The following is a 16,482-nucleotide window of genomic DNA, read 5'->3' as shown; positions in this document are numbered from 1 at the left end:
CGTATCGCAAGGAACACAACATGCTCGCAACTCTGACGCGGCTGTTCCCGTTATGGGCACTGCTGCTCTCCGTTCTGGCCTATTACACTCCCACAACCTTCACCCCAATTGGCCCATGGGTCACCACCCTGCTGATGCTGATCATGTTCGGTATGGGCGTGCATCTGAAGCTGGAGGATTTCAAACGCGTCCTGTCGCGTCCGGCGCCGGTCGCTGCGGGGATATTTCTGCACTATCTGGTGATGCCGCTCGCCGCCTGGCTGCTGGCGCTGCTGTTTCATATGCCGCCGGAGCTTTCCGCCGGGATGGTGCTGGTCGGCAGCGTCGCCAGCGGGACCGCCTCCAACGTGATGATCTTTCTTGCCAAAGGGGATGTGGCGCTGTCGGTAACCATCTCCTCGGTCTCCACCCTCGTCGGCGTCGTGGCGACACCGCTGCTCACCCGTCTGTACGTCGACGCGCATATTCAGGTCGACGTCATGGGCATGTTGCTCAGCATTCTGCAGATTGTGGTCATTCCCATCGCGCTGGGACTGATTGTCCATCATCTGCTGCCGAAGGTGGTGAAAGCGGTAGAGCCGTTCCTGCCTGCCTTCTCGATGGTGTGCATTCTGGCGATCATCAGCGCGGTGGTGGCGGGTTCCGCCGCCCATATCGCCTCCGTCGGCCTGGTGGTGATTATCGCGGTGATCCTGCATAACACTATTGGTCTGCTTGGCGGGTACTGGGGCGGACGTCTGTTTGGTTTTGATGAATCCACCTGCCGTACGCTGGCGATCGAGGTGGGGATGCAGAACTCCGGCCTGGCGGCCGCGCTGGGTAAAATTTACTTTGGCCCGCTGGCGGCGCTGCCAGGCGCGCTGTTCTCCGTCTGGCATAACCTGTCCGGTTCGCTGCTGGCCGGGTACTGGTCAGGAAAGCCCATCGCCAAAAAAGCCGACAAGCGCTGAGCGTGATACGTCCGGGCGCAGGCCCGGGCGTGTGCCTGCTTTAGTTGCCATACAGGCTATCAGTAAAATATTCATTGCCGTACACTGGATGCTCTGGTCTGACTGAGGGCACCACCATGGCACTCCCCCGTATTACACAAAAAGAGATGACCGAGCGCGAACAGCGCGAATTGAAAACGCTGCTGGACCGCGCGCGTATCGCGCACGGCCGCCCGCTGAGCAATGCGGAAACGAACAGCGTAAAAAAGGAATATATCGATAAGCTGATGGCGCAGCGCGAAGCGGAAGCGAAGAAAGCCCGCCAGGTGAGAAAACAGCAGGCTTACAAAACGGACAAGGAAGCGACCTTTTCCTGGTCGGCGAATACGCCGACCCGCGGCAGGCGTTAACGACCTTTCTTTTTACGTCCCGGCTGGGTGAAACGTTTCCCGTTGCCAGCCGGGCGGCCCTTATCGTTGCTATTTTCCATTTTCACTACCGGGCGCTTGATGCCGGGGGTCGCCGCTTTAGGCTTCGGCCTGGCTTTCGGCTTCGCTTCGGAAGAGGAGTTTTCAATCAGCTTGAACAGGTCGATCAGCTCGTCATCGGTCAGATCGCGCCACTCTCCCAGCGGGATCCCCGTCAGGCTGACGTTCATAATCCGCGTACGCTCAAGCTTCGTCACTTCATAGCCAAAGTGCTCGCACATGCGACGGATCTGGCGGTTTAACCCCTGCACAAGGGTGATGCGGAAAACGAACGGCGCCTCTTTCTTCACTTTACATTTTTTCGTCACGGTCCCGAGAATCGGTACCCCCGCGCCCATGCCGCGAATGAACTCATCGGTTACCGGCTTATCGACCGTGACCAGATACTCTTTTTCATGGTCGTTGCCGGCGCGCAGGATCTTGTTCACCAGATCGCCATGGTTGGTGAGGAAGATCAGCCCCTGAGAATCTTTATCCAGACGGCCGATAGGAAAGATACGCTTGCTGTGATTGACGAAATCGACAATGTTGTCGCGCTCGCCATCTTCGGTGGTGCTCACAATGCCGACCGGCTTATTCAGCGCAATCAGTACCAGATCATCCGCTTCGCGCGGCTCAATCAACCGTCCGTTCACTTTGACTAAATCGCCAGGCTTCACCTGATCGCCAATCGTGGCGCGCTTGCCATTGATAAAGACGTTGCCTTGTTCAATAAAGCGGTCCGCTTCGCGACGCGAGCAGATGCCGCTTTCACTGATGTATTTGTTTAATCGGGTTGATGAGTCGGGCAGCATAGATTCTCCTGTAAAAGCGAAATATACCCTACCTTGTGGGCGAGAAAAAACCTGGATTGTGTGATTCATTATCCAGAAGCTTCGTCGGGCTTGTGAACAGCATTCCGCTTACCCACATCATGCGCCATATCAGCGCGTCGGTATGGGGGCGATGCTAGAATTTCTGCTTCAATAATATTTTTAAAACAGGAAGAAAAGATGGAACTGCTGTTACTCAGTAACTCCACGCTGCCGGGGAAAGCCTGGCTGGAACACGCCCTGCCGCTGATTGCCGGTCAGGTCAAAGGCCGCCGTAAGGCGGTATTCATCCCCTTCGCTGGCGTGACGCAATCCTGGGATGATTATACGGCCAAAGTGGCTGCGGTTATGGCGCCCATGGCGGTCAGCGTAACCGGTATCCACAGCGTCGACGACCCTATCGCCGCCATTGAAAGCACCGAGATGGTGATCGTCGGCGGCGGGAACACCTTCCAGCTGTTGAAAGAGTGCCGCAGTCGCGGTTTGTTGGCGCCGATTGTCGATGTCGTCAAACGCGGGGCGCTGTATATCGGCTGGAGTGCAGGTTCAAACCTTGCCTGCCCGACCATTCGCACCACCAACGATATGCCGATTGTCGATCCGCAGGGATTTGATGCGCTGGGGCTGTTCCCGCTACAGATTAACCCGCACTTCACCAACGCGTTGCCGACCGGGCATCAGGGCGAAACCCGCGAACAGCGTATCCGCGAACTGCTGGTCGTGGCGCCGGAATTAACGGTGATTGGTTTGCCGGAAGGAAACTGGATCCAGGTCACCGATGGTCACGCGACGCTCGGTGGCCCGAACCCGACGCTGTTGTTCAAAGCGGGGGAAGAAGCGATAACCCTGCCTGCGGGCCACCGCTTCTGAGCCTGGGTGGCTAACGTTTCCCGGATAGCGGCGCATTGCGCCTTATCCGGGCTGCCTCAACGGAACGTCCAAACGCAAAACCCCGGTTAGTACAGCGCCGCCGGGGAATGGCTCAGTAGTCATCTCGTTCGTCGTCTTCATCCGGCTGCTCCATCACGCTGTAAGCCACCGAGCAGAACAGGCTGTTCAGACGCTTCATATCCCCCAGCAGCGCCAGGTGCAACGTACTGGTTTCGATGCTCTGCACGTTCTGCTGATGCAGACGGTCAACGTGCGCATGCGAGTAGCGGCGGTTAAGAATGCGGAACCGGTGTTTGCTGCGCCGCAGGCGGCGGGCGCTGGGCACATCGCTGGAGAAGAAGACCGACATCGCCAGCTGCAGGTTGCTGAGCAGCAGATCGTACAGCGCATCAAGCTCCTTTAACCCTTCTACCGAGAAGGCGCGCCGCGCCGCCAGCGATTTATCGGCGATCTCGCTGCCCATTCGCTCGACGATATCGGACGCCTGTTCGAGGTTTAACGACATCTCAATAATTTCCGCCCAGCGCCGGGATTCCTCTTCCGCCAGCTCATCCTTTGGCATTCGCGCCAGATAGAGCTTAATAGCGGTGTAAAGTACGTTGATATCATCCGCCATACGGCGCAGCTCTTTCTCCTGACGCGGTTCGCCATGCATCACCTTGTGCAGGCTCTCCAGCATCTGCTCCATCGCGTCACCAATGCGCAGCGTCTCACGCGCGGCATTGGCCAGCGCCAGCGCCGGGGTGTCCAGCGCCGACGGGTCGAGATGCTTGGGTTTGAGATGGTTATCCAGCTCGGGCTCATCGCGGATCAGACGCTGGCACAGCTTCGCCATCGGTCCGGCAAAGGGCACCATCGCGATGCAGCGCAGCAGGTTGTAAAAGACGTGGAAGTAGATAACCAGCTCGGACTCGGCCAACGGCAGCTTTTGCATCGCCGCGGCCAGCGGATGGACGAACGGCAGAATAATCAGACTCCCCACCAGCTTAAACAGCAGGCTGCCCAGCGCCACCCGGCGCGCCGCCGCGTTCGCCGCGCTGTTGTTAAGCATCGCCAGCAGCCCCGATCCCAGGTTGGCGCCAATCACCAGACACAGCGCCACCGGGAAAGAGATCGCTCCCGCCGCGGTCAGCGTCGCCGTTAACAGCACCGCCGCCAGGCTGGAGTAGCTAATGATTGCAAATACGGCGCCAATCAAAGCATCCAGCATGATATCGCCGGTCAGCGAGGCGAAAATCACCTGCACACCGTTCGCCTGGGTTATGGGGTGTACGGCCTGGACAATCAGCTCGAGGGCCAACAGGATCAGCCCCAGACCAATCCCCACCCGTCCAAGCTGCCCGGCGCGGGTCTGCTTGCGGCCGAGGAAGAAAATCACCCCGATAAATATCAACAACGGCGACAGCCACGACAGGTCGAAGGTCAACACCCTCGCCATCAGCGCCGTCCCGACGTCGGCCCCCAGCACCATCACCAGCGCTGGCATCAGACCCACTAAATCCTGGGCGACAAATGAGGTCACCAGCATGGTGGTGGCGTTACTGCTTTGCACCAGCGCAGTCACGCCAAGACCCGCGCAGAAGGCGAGCGGCTTTTTCTCTACGCTGCTACTGAGAACGGTACGCAGGCGAGCGCCATAGACGCGCATCACCCCGGTACGCACGATATGCGTGCCCCACACCAGCAGAGCAACCGCGGACAACAGGTGTAGCAGAGTTAACACGGAATCAGCTTCTCCTTATCGTTATAGGTTTTCCGAAGTTCAGGAACCTATCTCAGTATAAGGGGTTAACCTCAATAAAGAGACAAGGCGCTCACAGAGCGCCTTGTTTGTTGTAAGGAAAGATGACGACTAGTCCGCATCATAGCCCAGATTAGGCGCTAACCAGCGCTCGACCTCCGCCGGCGTCATTCCTTTACGCAGCGCGTAATCTTCGACCTGATCGCGCTGGATCTGCGCCACGGCGAAGTACTTGCTATCCGGATGGCTGAAGTACCAGCCGGAAACCGATGCGCCCGGCCACATGGCGAACGATTCGGTGAGCTTCATGCCGGTATGGGCTTCGACGTCCAGTAGCTGCCAGATGGTCCCCTTTTCGGTATGCTCCGGACAGGCCGGATATCCCGGCGCCGGTCGGATCCCCTGGTAGTTCTCGCGAATAAGCTCCTCATTGCTGAGGTTCTCATTGGCCGCATATCCCCAGTAAACCTTGCGCACTTTCTCATGCAGATACTCGGCAAAGGCCTCCGCCAGGCGATCGGCGATGGCCTTGATCATGATCTTGTTATAGTCATCATGCTGCGCTTCATAGGCGTCCGCCAGCGCGTCCTCTTCCAGGCCGCCGGTCACGGCGAAGGCGCCGATGTAGTCCGCCTTGCCGCTCAGCTTCGGCGCGACAAAATCGGCGAGGCAGTAGTTGGCGAAGCCGACCTTCTCCGTCTGCTGGCGCAGATGATGGCTCACCGTCAGCACGTGGGTGCGGGTTTCATCGCGATAGATTTCAATATCGTCGCCCACGCGGTTGGCCGGGAACAGACCCACCACGCCGCGCGGGTTCAGGGTTTTCTCTGCGCTCAGCTTATCCAGCAGCTCGTTAGCATCTTTGAACAGGCGCTGCGCCTCTTCCCCTACCACTTCATCTTCCAGAATGCGCGGATATTTACCCGCCAGCGACCAGGTCATGAAGAACGGCGTCCAGTCGATGTAGTTGCGCAGAGTCTCGATACTGGCTTCCACCGTCTGTACTCCCAGACGATGAGCCACCGGCGGCGTGTAGCTCTCCCAGTCAAAGGCCAGATCGTTTTCCCGCGCGGCGGCAAGGGTCACCGGCGGCGTACGCGGTTTTTTACGCCCATGCTGGATACGCACCGTTTCATACTCTTTGCGCGTGCGGGCGACAAACTCGTCGCGCTGCGTGTCCGAGAGCAGCGCAGACACCACGCCGACGGTGCGCGAGGCGTTCTGTACGTAAACGGTCGGGCCGCTGTAGTTCTGCTCGATTTTCACCGCCGTATGCGCTTTCGAGGTGGTCGCGCCGCCTATCAGCAGCGGGATGGTAAAGCCCTGGCGCTCCATCTCTTTCGCCACATTAACCATCTCGTCCAGCGATGGGGTAATCAGCCCGGAAAGACCAATTAGATCCGCGTTTACCTCTTTGGCCGTTTTGAGAATTTTATCCGCCGGGACCATCACGCCAAGATCGATGATTTCGTAGTTATTGCACTGCAGCACCACGCCGACGATGTTTTTGCCAATGTCATGAACGTCGCCTTTTACCGTGGCAATCACCATTTTGCCGTTACTGGAGCCCTGCTCTTTACTGGCTTCAATAAACGGCTCAAGGTAGGCCACCGCCTGTTTCATTACACGGGCGGATTTCACCACCTGCGGCAGGAACATTTTGCCTTCGCCGAACAGATCGCCGACCACGTTCATGCCGTCCATCAGCGGCCCTTCAATGACCTCAATCGGGCGGGCGGCCTGCTGACGCGCTTCTTCGGTGTCCTGTTCGATAAATTCGGTAATGCCCTTAACCAGCGAATATTCGAGGCGTTTTTTCACTTCCCAGGTGCGCCACTCCGCCTGCTGGGCATTCGCGCCGTCGTCCGCTTTGCTGCCGCGATATTTTTCCGCCAGCTCAAGTAACCGTTCGGTACTGTCATCGCGGCGGTTGAGGATCACGTCTTCGACCGCGTCGCGCAGCTCGCCCGGGAGGTCATCATAGATGGCCAGCTGACCGGCGTTGACGATCCCCATGTCCATGCCGTTGCGGATCGCGTAGTAGAGGAATACGGCGTGGATCGCCTCACGTACCGGGTCATTACCGCGGAAGGAGAAGGAGACGTTGGAGACCCCGCCGGAGATTAACGCATGCGGCAGCTCGCGTTTGATGTCTTCGCAGGCGCCGATAAAGTCCTGTGCGTAGTTGTTATGCTCTTCGATACCGGTGGCGACGGCAAAGATATTGGGGTCGAAGATAATATCTTCCGGCGGGAAGCCGACCTCTTCGGTGAGGATTTTGTAGGCGCGACGGCAAATCTCTATTTTACGTTCGCGAGTGTCGGCCTGACCAACCTCGTCGAAAGCCATCACCACCACCGCGGCGCCGTAGCGGCGAACCAGTTTCGCATGGTGGATAAAGGATTCGACGCCCTCTTTCATCGAAATCGAGTTAACGATGCCTTTGCCCTGAATACATTTCAGGCCCTTTTCAATGACTTCCCACTTGGAGGAGTCAATCATGATCGGCACGCGGGCAATGTCCGGCTCGCCGGCAATCAGGTTAAGGAAACGCACCATCGCCGCTTCCGCGTCGAGCATCCCCTCGTCCATGTTGATATCGATAATCTGCGCGCCGCTTTCCACCTGCTGACGCGCAACGTCCAGCGCTTCGCTGTACTTCTCTTCTTTAATCAGCCGCTTAAATTTCGCCGAGCCGGTGACGTTAGTTCGTTCACCGACGTTAACGAACAGGCTATCGTCGCCGATATTCAACGGCTCCAGGCCGGCGAGGCGGCAGGCCACCGCAATTTCCGGCAACTGACGCGGCGGCAGGCCCGCTACCGCCCGGCTCATGGCGGCGATATGCTCCGGGGTGGTACCGCAGCAGCCGCCAACGATATTGAGGAAACCGGCTTCCGCCCATTCGCGAATTTGCGTCGCCATGGTGTCGGCGTCCAGATCGTATTCGCCGAAGGCGTTGGGCAGGCCGGCGTTCGGGTGCGCGGTGACGTAGCATTCGGCAATGCGCGACAGCTCCTGGACGTACTGCCGCAGCTCGTCCGGCCCGAGGGCGCAGTTCAGACCAAACGATAAGGCTTCGGCGTGACGCAGCGAGTTATAAAAGGCTTCGGTGGTCTGTCCGGAAAGCGTGCGGCCAGAGGCATCGGTAATGGTCCCGGAGATCATCAGCGGCAGGTCAACGCCTAACGCCTCCAGCTCCTCTTTCACCGCATAGATAGCCGCTTTAGCGTTCAGGGTGTCAAATACCGTTTCAATCAGGATCAGATCCACGCCACCTTCCACCAGCGCCCGGGTGGATTCGCGATAGGCGGCCACCAGCTGGTCAAAGGTAATATTACGGAACGCCGGATCGTTCACATCAGGCGAAATAGAAGCGGTGCGGTTGGTCGGGCCAAGCACGCCCGCGACATAGCGCGGCTTTTCCGGCGTGCGGGCCGTCCAGGCGTCGGCGCTGGCGCGGGCCAGCTTCGCCGCGGCAAAGTTGATCTCGGCCGACAGGGATTCCATCTGGTAATCCGCCATCGCGATGGTCGTCGAGTTAAAGGTGTTGGTCTCAATGATATCCGCGCCGGCCTCGAAATAGGCGTCGTGGATCTCGCGGATCACTTCGGGTTTGCTGAGCACCAGCAGGTCGTTGTTGCCTTTCAGGTCGCACGGCCAGTCAGCAAAGCGCTCACCGCGAAAGTCCTGCTCACTCAGACGATAGCCCTGGATCATGGTGCCCATGCCCCCATCCAGAACCAGAATACGTTCTTTTAACTGCTGATGCAGTTGCTCAACTTTGCTGCTCACACTTGCTCCCGACAACGCTCGACTCAGGCCAAATAGCCAACAAACCATACTGGCATAAACCACCGGAGCGGAAAAGACAACAACGGGCAATATGAGACATGTTCAGCTTCACTCCTCCGATGAGTCCGGTTGTGATTGCATTATTGCCAAATAAAACGAAAATTATTTCCACGATACAGAAAAAGGAGTTCGCGATGGCCACTACCCCCATTCCCGCGAAACGCGGCAGAAAACCCGCGGCTGCCACTGCCCAGCAGGCTGGCGGTCAGGTTCAGTCGCTGACCCGCGGCCTGAAATTACTCGAATGGATTGCCGAGTCCCACAGCAGCGTCGCGCTGACCGAACTGGCGCAGCAGGCGGGTCTGCCCAACTCCACGACTCACCGTCTGCTGACCACCATGCAACAGCTGGGCTTCGTCCGCCAGGTTGGCGAGCTGGGTCACTGGGCCGTCGGGGCGCATGCTTTCGTGGTCGGCAGCAGCTTTCTACAAAGCCGCAATCTGCTGGCCATTGTCCACCCGATCCTGCGCCAGCTGATGGAAGATTCCGGTGAAACGGTGAATCTGGCGGTGCTCGACCAGAGCGACCACCAGGCGATCATTATCGATCAGGTGCAGTGCACCCAGCTGATGCGGATGTCGGCGCCAATCGGCGGTAAACTGCCGATGCACGCTTCCGGCGCCGGGAAGGCGTTTCTCTCGCAATTGAGCGAAGAGCAGGTCACCAGTCTGCTGCACCGTAAAGGGCTGCATGCCTATACGCATGCCACGCTGGTCTCCCCGCTGCATCTGAAGGAAGATTTAGCCCAGACCCGCAAGCGGGGCTACTCTTTCGATGATGAGGAGCACGCGCTCGGCCTGCGCTGCGTCGCCGCCTGCATTTACGATGAACATCGCGAACCGTTCGCGGCAATCTCCATCTCAGGCCCCATCTCGCGTATGACCGATGATCGGGTGACTGAGCTGGGCGCGCTGGTGATCAAGGCGGCGAAGGAAGTGACGCTGGCGTATGGCGGGGTTAAATAAAAAAATGCCCCAGAAGGGCATTTTAAGTAGGCCTGATAAGCGTAGCGCCATCAGGCAGATCGGCGCACCTTGCCGGATGGCGGCGTAAACACCTTATCCGGTCTACTGTCGGCGCCATAGCGCACGCTAAAACGCTGCTTGCGCCGGTAGGCGTAGACATCTTCCACATGGCCGTTTTTAATCCGCATCTGCAGTGCGCGCCAGTAGTCGGCGCGCAGCAGGTCGGCATGCATCTCTTCAAACAGTGGCCCAATGCGCGGGTCGGCGCACAGCCAGTGGCGGAACTCCTCCGGAAACACATCGCCAGGCGAAACGCTGTACCACGGCTCGCTGGCCAGCTCATCCTCCGGATAGCGCGGCGGCGGGATCTCGCGAAAATTCACTTCCGTCATATAGCAGATTTCATCATAGTCGTAGAACACCACCCGGCCATGGCGGGTGACGCCGAAGTTTTTAAATAACATATCGCCGGGAAAGATGTTGGCGGCGGCCAGCTGGCGGATAGCATTGCCATACTCTTCTACCGCATCACGCAATGCCTGGCCGTTAACCTGCTCCAGCCACAGGTTGAGCGGCACCATTCGCCGTTCAATATAGAGATGGCTGATGACGATGCGGTCGCCGAGATCGGTGAGTTTGTTCCCCGCTTCCGCCTGCAGCAGCGCCAGCAGCGCCGGCGCGATTTGCCGTTTATCCAGCACGAAATTTTCAAACTCCTGGGTGTCCGCCATCCGCCCGACGCGGTCATGCTCCTTTACCAGCTGATAGCAAGCCCGCACATGGGCGGCAGTCATCTCTTTCTGCGGCGCGAAGCGGTCCTTGATCACCTTAAACACCCGGTCAAAGCCCGGCAGGGTAAACACCAGCATCACCATCCCGCGAATACCCGGCGCTTCAATAAACTGCTCATCGCAGCGAGTAATGTAGTGTAGATATTCGCGATAGCTTTCGGTTTTGGCGTGCTTCTGACAGCCAATCGCCATGTACAGCTCGGCCGTCGTTTTACCCGGCAAGATCTCGCGCAGCCATTCCACCAGCGCGCCGGGCAACGGCGCATAAACCATAAAATAGGAACGCGCGAAGCCAAAAACGATACTCGCTTCGGCATGGGTTGTGAGGCAGGTGTCAACAAACAGCTCACCCTCTTCGCTGCGGTGGATCGGCAGCAAAAAAGGCAGCGTCGCCATCGGCATGACCAGTTTGCCCACCAGCCAGGCGGCTTTATTGCGGTAGAACAGCTCATTGGCGACCTGCAGATGACAGGTGGCGAGCAGTTCCTCCCCCAGCGCCTCCTGCAGACTGGCAATGATATAGCCGATATCCCGCGCTTTGTTTTGCCACGGTAGCCGCAGCGGCAGATCGGACAGTACTTTACCCAGCAGGTGCGACCAACCGCGTTCCGGAAAGAAATCTTTCGCCAGCGGTCGCGGGAGGGTACGAAAGGGTCGCTCGGGCTGCGAGCTGAAAATAAAGAGCCGCTCGGGGGTCAGCGAGCGGTGGTCAAACAGGCGGCAGTAGACCGAATTGAAAAAGCTCTCAGCAATTTCAAAGCGAGGGTAATCCGGTAAAAGTTGGATGTACTGCTGTTTCACCCGCAGAAGAAAATCGACGTCGGTGCTTTTCCCTTCGGTGATGCAGCGCAGCTGCTCTACTACCAGGCCCACGTGGTGATCGTAGAGATGGATCCGCTGCTTCATCGCCTGCTGCACGGCGTGCCAGTCAGCCTGTTCAAAGCGCTGCTGCGCGCCGGAAGTGACTTCAAGAAAACGCCCATACTGCGCGTCAAATCCCTGCAATATCGTTTGGGCAATCAGTAATTCAAGACCACGCGTCATCGCTTTCCCCCATCCGGCGCCACGTCATGCCGGATGGCGCGCTCGCTTATCCGGCCTGCGTCCTCTTGCAGGCCCGGTCAGCGTCGCGCCACCGGGCATGGCTTAAAACTGATCTTCTTCGGTCGAGCCGGTCAGCGCCGTTACCGACGAGGTACCGCCCTGGATAATGGTGGTGACCTTGTCGAAGTAGCCGGTGCCCACTTCCTGCTGATGCGAGACGAAGGTGTAGCCTTCCGGCCCGGCGGCGAATTCCGGCTGCTGCACTTTCTCAACATAGTGGCGCATCCCCTCACCCTGAGCGTAGGCATGGGCGAGGTCGAACATGTTGAACCACATGCTGTGGATCCCCGCGAGGGTAATAAACTGGTACTTGTATCCCATGTCCGACAGCTGCTGCTGGAAGCTGGCGATGGTTTTATCATCGAGATTTTTCTTCCAGTTAAACGACGGCGAGCAGTTATAGGCCAGCAGTTTGCCCGGGAAACGCGCATGGATAGCCTCGGCAAAGCGGCGCGCCTGCTCGAGATCCGGTTTCGACGTTTCACACCACACCAGATCCGCATACGGCGCGTAGGCCAGCCCGCGGCTGATCGCCTGCTCGATCCCGGCGTGGGTGCGGAAGAACCCTTCGCTGGTGCGATCCCCGGTAATAAACTCACGATCGTACGGATCGCAGTCTGAGGTAATTAAATCCGCGGCGTCGGCATCGGTACGGGCGATGACCAGCGTCGGGACCCCCATCACGTCGGCCGCCAGACGCGCCGCCACCAGCTTCTGAATCGCCTCCTGAGTCGGAACCAGCACTTTACCGCCCATATGGCCGCACTTCTTCACCGATGCCAGCTGATCTTCGAAGTGAACAGCCGCTGCACCGGCTTCAATCATCGATTTCATCAGCTCAAAGGCGTTCAGGACGCCGCCAAAACCGGCCTCTGCATCCGCCACGATCGGCAGGAAGTAGTCGATAAAGCGCGGATCGTTCGGTTCAATTCCCGCTGACCACTGGATCTGATCGGCGCGGCGGAAGGTGTTGTTGATCCGATCCACCACCGCCGGTACCGAGTTGGCCGGATACAGTGATTGATCCGGATACATGCTGGACGCCAGGTTAGCATCCGCCGCCACCTGCCAGCCGGAGAGATAAATGGCTTCGATACCCGCCTTCGCCTGCTGCAAGGCCTGGCCGCCGGTCAGCGCGCCGAGACTGTTGACGTACCCTTTTTTCGCCTCCCCGTGCAGCAGACGCCACAGTTTCGCCGCGCCAAGCTGCGCCAGCGTGCATTCCGGATTCACCGAGCCGCGTAACTTCACCACCTCTTCCGCGCTGTAGGGACGGGTAATGCCTTCCCAGCGCGGATTCGTCCATTCTTTGTTTAATTCTTCGATTTGTTGGGTACGGGTTTTCATGTGCAGATGCTCCATATAATTTCCTGGCTCCCCAGGCTCATAGGTGAAGGACTAAATGGCGAACCACACCATCTGGCGATTAGGCCAGCAGGCGGTAGCCCGGCAATGTCAGAAAATCAATTAGCTCGTCGGAGGTGGTGATCTGCTCCATCAGTCGCGCCGCATCGTCAAAGCGGCCGTGGCTGAAGCGGTGCTCTCCCAGCTCCTCCTGAATCACCATCAGCTCTTCCGCCAGCCACTGGCGGAACAGCGCCTTAGTGACCGGGGTACCGTCGTTCAGGGTTTTCTGATGATGGATCCACTGCCAGATAGAGGTGCGCGAGATCTCGGCCGTTGCGGCGTCTTCCATCAGGCCATAAATCGGTACGCAGCCGTTGCCGGAGATCCACGCTTCGATGTACTGCACCGCCACGCGAATGTTGGCGCGCATTCCGGCTTCCGTGCGTTCGCCCTCGCAGGGAGCCAGCAGTTGTTCAGCGGTAATTGGCGCATCCTCGCTCCGGGTGACCGAGAGCTGATTCGGCTTATCGCCCAGCACGCGGTCAAACACCGCCATGGCGGTATCCGCCAGGCCCGGGTGGGCGATCCAGGTCCCATCGTGACCGTTGTTGGCCTCCAGCTCTTTATCGGCGGTGACTTTACTCAGCACCTGGCGGTTACGTTCGGTATCTTTGCTCGGGATAAACGCCGCCATACCGCCCATCGCAAACGCGCCGCGTTTGTGGCAGGTCTTAATCAACAAGCGTGAGTAGGCGCTGAGGAACGGTTTATCCATCGTCACCACCTGCCGGTCCGGCAACACGCGGTCCGGATGGTTTTTCAGCGTTTTGATATAGCTGAAGATGTAATCCCAGCGGCCGCAGTTCAGGCCAACAATATGGTCGCGCAGCGCATGCAGGATCTCATCCATCTGGAACACCGCTGGCAGCGTCTCAATCAGCAGCGTGGCCTTGATGGTGCCGCGCGGCAGGTCAAAGCGATCTTCCGTAAAACTGAAGACATCGTTCCACCATGCCGCCTCCTGCCAGGCCTGTGTTTTTGGCAGATAGAAGTAGGGACCACTTCCTTTCGCCAGCAGCGCCTGGTAGTTATGAAAGAAATAGAGCGCAAAATCGAACAGGCTGCCGGGGATGGCCTCATTACGCCAGGTCACATGCTTTTCCGGCAGATGCAGGCCGCGCACACGGCATACCAGCACAGCGGGATTGGGCTGCAACTGATAGATTTTGCCGGCCTCGTTGGTGTAGCTGATGGTTCCGTTCACGGCATCGCGCAGGTTGATTTGACCATCAATGACTTTGCGCCAGTCAGGCGCCAGCGAATCCTCAAAGTCCGCCATAAAGACTTTGACGTTGGCATTCAGCGCGTTAATGACCATCTTGCGCTCGACGGGGCCGGTGATTTCCACGCGGCGATCCTGCAAATCAGCCGGGATACCGCGAATAGTCCAGTCGCCATTTCTAATGGAAGCAGTTTCCGAAATAAAATCCGGAAGCTGCCCGTCGTCAATAGCCTGCTGTTGCTGCAAGCGCGCGGCCAGCAGCTTATTGCGCGCCGGCGTAAAGCGGCTCACCAGTTCCGTCAGAAATTCTACCGCCTCAGGCGTTAAGATCTGCTTCTCCTGCTCGCCATAGGGCTGACTAAAGGCCAGTTCATCGGTGATTGTCGCCTGCTGCGTCATTGTGCTGCTCCTCTTGGTTGATCCGCTGGAAGCGAGCGAAAGATCGTTGTGCAGTTTTCGCTCAGCACAATTAAGACTACTCAATTAATTTCCAAAATCAAAAACAATTTCCATTTTAATTTTAATTTATCATTAACACATTGATAACAATGAAATTAAAGTTATCCTCGCGTATGAAGTGAATTTCGGAAATAAAAAAGGCACCCGAAGGTGCCAGAGGCAAAATGCTGAAACGCTTTAGGATCGTCTCACGTAGAGTATTATTCCAGCGTCGGATTCATATGACGCAGATCGTATGGCGTAATCTGGTAGACGTAATAGTTAAGCCAGTTAGCGAACAGCAGATTGCCGTGGCTGCGCCAGGTGGCGCGCGGTTTGTTCTGCGGGTCGTTTTGTGGGAAATAGTTATGAGGTATCTCAGGGTTCAAACCGGCTTCCACATCGCGGAAATATTCGCTTGCCAGGGTATTGGCATCGTACTCCGGGTGGCCGGTGACAAAGGCGATGCGCTTATCTTTGCTGGCGAACAAATACGCATCGCCCTCTTCCGTCTCCGCGAGGATCTCGAGATCGGTATAGTCGCGAATAAGTCCGGCCGGAAAATCAGCATAGCGTGAGTGCGGGGCCAGGAAAGAGTCGTCGAAACCGCGGGTCAGTAAGGCGTGCGGATGAAGAATATGGTGTTCATAGACGCCGGAAATCTTTTCGGCGCGGGTCTGCTTGGGAATGCCGTACAGAATGTTCAGCGCGGCCTGAACCGCCCAACAGACGAACAGCGTCGAAGTGACGTGATCCTTGGCCCACTCCAGCACCTGTTTGATCTGCGGCCAGTAAGCAACATCGTTAAACTCAACCAGGCCTAAAGGAGCGCCGGTAACAATCAGGCCGTCAAAGTTCTGATCGCAGATCTCATCGAAATTACAGTAAAAGTTATTCAGATGCTCCGCAGGGGTATTACGCGACTCGCGCGCATCGATACGTAATAACTGGATATCCACCTGCAGCGGAGAGTTTGATAGCAGACGCAGGAACTGGTTTTCCGTCTCGATTTTCTTCGGCATCAGGTTGAGGATTAACACCTTCAGGGGGCGGATTTCCTGAGTCGTTGCACGTGTTGTCGTCATTACGAAGACGTTTTCATTGCGCAAGAAATTGACGGCTGGCAGCTCGTCCTGCACCCGAATTGGCATAACTGTATTACCTCATAGCATACGTATAAACGTTTAGACATCCAGATAGCTGAAGATAACCAGGAATCGGGTGAATGTCGAGTCTGCATGTACACGGTGAGAAAATTTCACGGCGCTTGTTGAGTTAGAATATAAGAATGTAGAAAAGGAGAAAGTATGGTTATTAACATCCGCCGTTCCCGGCCTGATGAAGGGGATAAACTGACTGCGATCTGGTGTCGGTCGGTCGACGCCACGCATGATTTTCTGACAAAAGCGTATCGAAAGGAGTTGGAGGAGATGGTACGCGCATTTTTACCGGAGGCTCCGCTGTGAGTGGCGGTTAATACGGAAGACCAGCCGATCGCCTTTATGCTGCTGACCGGAGATCATATGGATGCGCTGTTCGTCGATCCGGATGTCCGCGGCTGTGGCGTGGGGAAGTTGCTGATTGAGCATGCGCTGTCGTTAACGCCGAAGCTGACGACCAATGTAAATGAGCAGAATGAACAAGCGGTCGGGTTTTATCAGAAGATGGGTTTTAGGGTGACAGGGCGCTCTGAAACGGACGATCTGGGGCAACCGTATCCGTTATTGAATTTGATGTATGAGCAGCAGGCTGAAGCAGACTACGATTGACGTCGGTAACTTTGCGGCATTGATGTCCCCTCGGCCAGCAGGTGGCCGAGGATCTGTAGCCCCGGTAAGC

Annotated in this window: 11 protein-coding genes and 1 pseudogene; 5 read left to right on the top strand and 7 right to left on the bottom strand. The window is 57.4% G+C overall.

Features of this window, described 5'->3' with window-relative positions; translation table 11 throughout:
• The first annotated feature begins 20 nt into the window (after positions 1 to 20).
• Together panS and BHE81_RS24090 are read left to right on the top strand one after the other, a co-directional pair.
• Positions 21 to 950: a ketopantoate/pantoate/pantothenate transporter PanS gene (gene panS / locus BHE81_RS24095; protein ID WP_002884627.1), complete on the top strand. Its 930-nt coding sequence runs from the start codon at positions 21 to 23 to the stop codon at positions 948 to 950.
• Positions 951 to 1,066: 116 nt separating this feature from the next.
• Positions 1,067 to 1,339: a DUF3811 domain-containing protein gene (locus BHE81_RS24090; protein ID WP_002884625.1), complete on the top strand. Its 273-nt coding sequence runs from the start codon at positions 1,067 to 1,069 to the stop codon at positions 1,337 to 1,339.
• On the opposite strand, the gene rluF is transcribed toward BHE81_RS24090, so the two are convergent.
• A complete protein-coding gene (gene rluF / locus BHE81_RS24085; protein ID WP_009309459.1) occupies positions 1,336 to 2,211 on the bottom strand; it encodes a 23S rRNA pseudouridine(2604) synthase RluF in 876 nt (291 codons plus the stop codon). The genes BHE81_RS24090 and rluF overlap by 4 nt on opposite strands.
• 198 nt (positions 2,212 to 2,409) lie before the next feature.
• On the opposite strand from rluF, the gene pepE reads away from it, so the two are divergent.
• Entirely contained in the window at positions 2,410 to 3,099 is a 690-nt protein-coding gene (pepE, locus tag BHE81_RS24080) for a dipeptidase PepE (protein ID WP_004895000.1), read from the top strand.
• A gap of 112 nt (positions 3,100 to 3,211) precedes the next feature.
• On the opposite strand, the gene BHE81_RS24075 is transcribed toward pepE, so the two are convergent.
• On the bottom strand, positions 3,212 to 4,843 hold the full coding sequence (locus BHE81_RS24075) for a Na/Pi cotransporter family protein (RefSeq protein ID WP_002884582.1): 1,632 nt from the start codon (positions 4,841 to 4,843) through the stop codon (positions 3,212 to 3,214).
• A 129-nt stretch (positions 4,844 to 4,972) separates the two neighbouring features.
• Positions 4,973 to 8,656: a methionine synthase gene (gene metH / locus BHE81_RS24070; protein WP_004151753.1), complete on the bottom strand. Its 3,684-nt coding sequence runs from the start codon at positions 8,654 to 8,656 to the stop codon at positions 4,973 to 4,975.
• A gap of 194 nt (positions 8,657 to 8,850) precedes the next feature.
• Between metH and iclR the strand changes: the two genes are divergently transcribed.
• Positions 8,851 to 9,681, top strand: a complete 831-nt coding sequence (gene iclR / locus BHE81_RS24065) for a glyoxylate bypass operon transcriptional repressor IclR (RefSeq protein ID WP_016946580.1) — start codon at positions 8,851 to 8,853, stop codon at positions 9,679 to 9,681.
• A gap of 50 nt (positions 9,682 to 9,731) precedes the next feature.
• On the opposite strand, the gene aceK is transcribed toward iclR, so the two are convergent.
• The 4 genes from aceK to metA all read right to left on the bottom strand — a co-directional run bounded on the left by aceK (position 9,732) and on the right by metA (position 15,794).
• Entirely contained in the window at positions 9,732 to 11,516 is a 1,785-nt protein-coding gene (gene aceK / locus BHE81_RS24060) for a bifunctional isocitrate dehydrogenase kinase/phosphatase (protein WP_023285706.1), read from the bottom strand.
• A gap of 102 nt (positions 11,517 to 11,618) precedes the next feature.
• Positions 11,619 to 12,923, bottom strand: a complete 1,305-nt coding sequence (gene aceA / locus BHE81_RS24055; protein WP_004192658.1) for an isocitrate lyase — start codon at positions 12,921 to 12,923, stop codon at positions 11,619 to 11,621.
• Between the two features lie 79 nt (positions 12,924 to 13,002).
• Complete coding sequence (gene aceB / locus BHE81_RS24050; RefSeq protein WP_002884559.1) at positions 13,003 to 14,604, bottom strand: malate synthase A; 1,602 nt, start codon at positions 14,602 to 14,604, stop codon at positions 13,003 to 13,005.
• A gap of 260 nt (positions 14,605 to 14,864) precedes the next feature.
• On the bottom strand, positions 14,865 to 15,794 hold the full coding sequence (gene metA / locus BHE81_RS24045) for a homoserine O-acetyltransferase MetA (protein WP_004146576.1): 930 nt from the start codon (positions 15,792 to 15,794) through the stop codon (positions 14,865 to 14,867).
• Between the two features lie 156 nt (positions 15,795 to 15,950).
• Between metA and BHE81_RS24040 the strand changes: the two are divergent.
• Positions 15,951 to 16,412: pseudogene (locus BHE81_RS24040) on the top strand (acetyltransferase).
• Positions 16,413 to 16,482: the final 70 nt, after the last annotated feature.

Origin of the sequence: Klebsiella sp. AqSCr (assembly GCF_008452795.1) — a bacterium.
In the GTDB taxonomy this organism is placed as follows: Bacteria; Pseudomonadota; Gammaproteobacteria; order Enterobacterales; family Enterobacteriaceae; genus Klebsiella; species Klebsiella pneumoniae.
The sequence above is the reverse complement of the archived record's forward strand: the minus strand, read 5'-3'. Positions and strand labels throughout refer to the sequence as shown.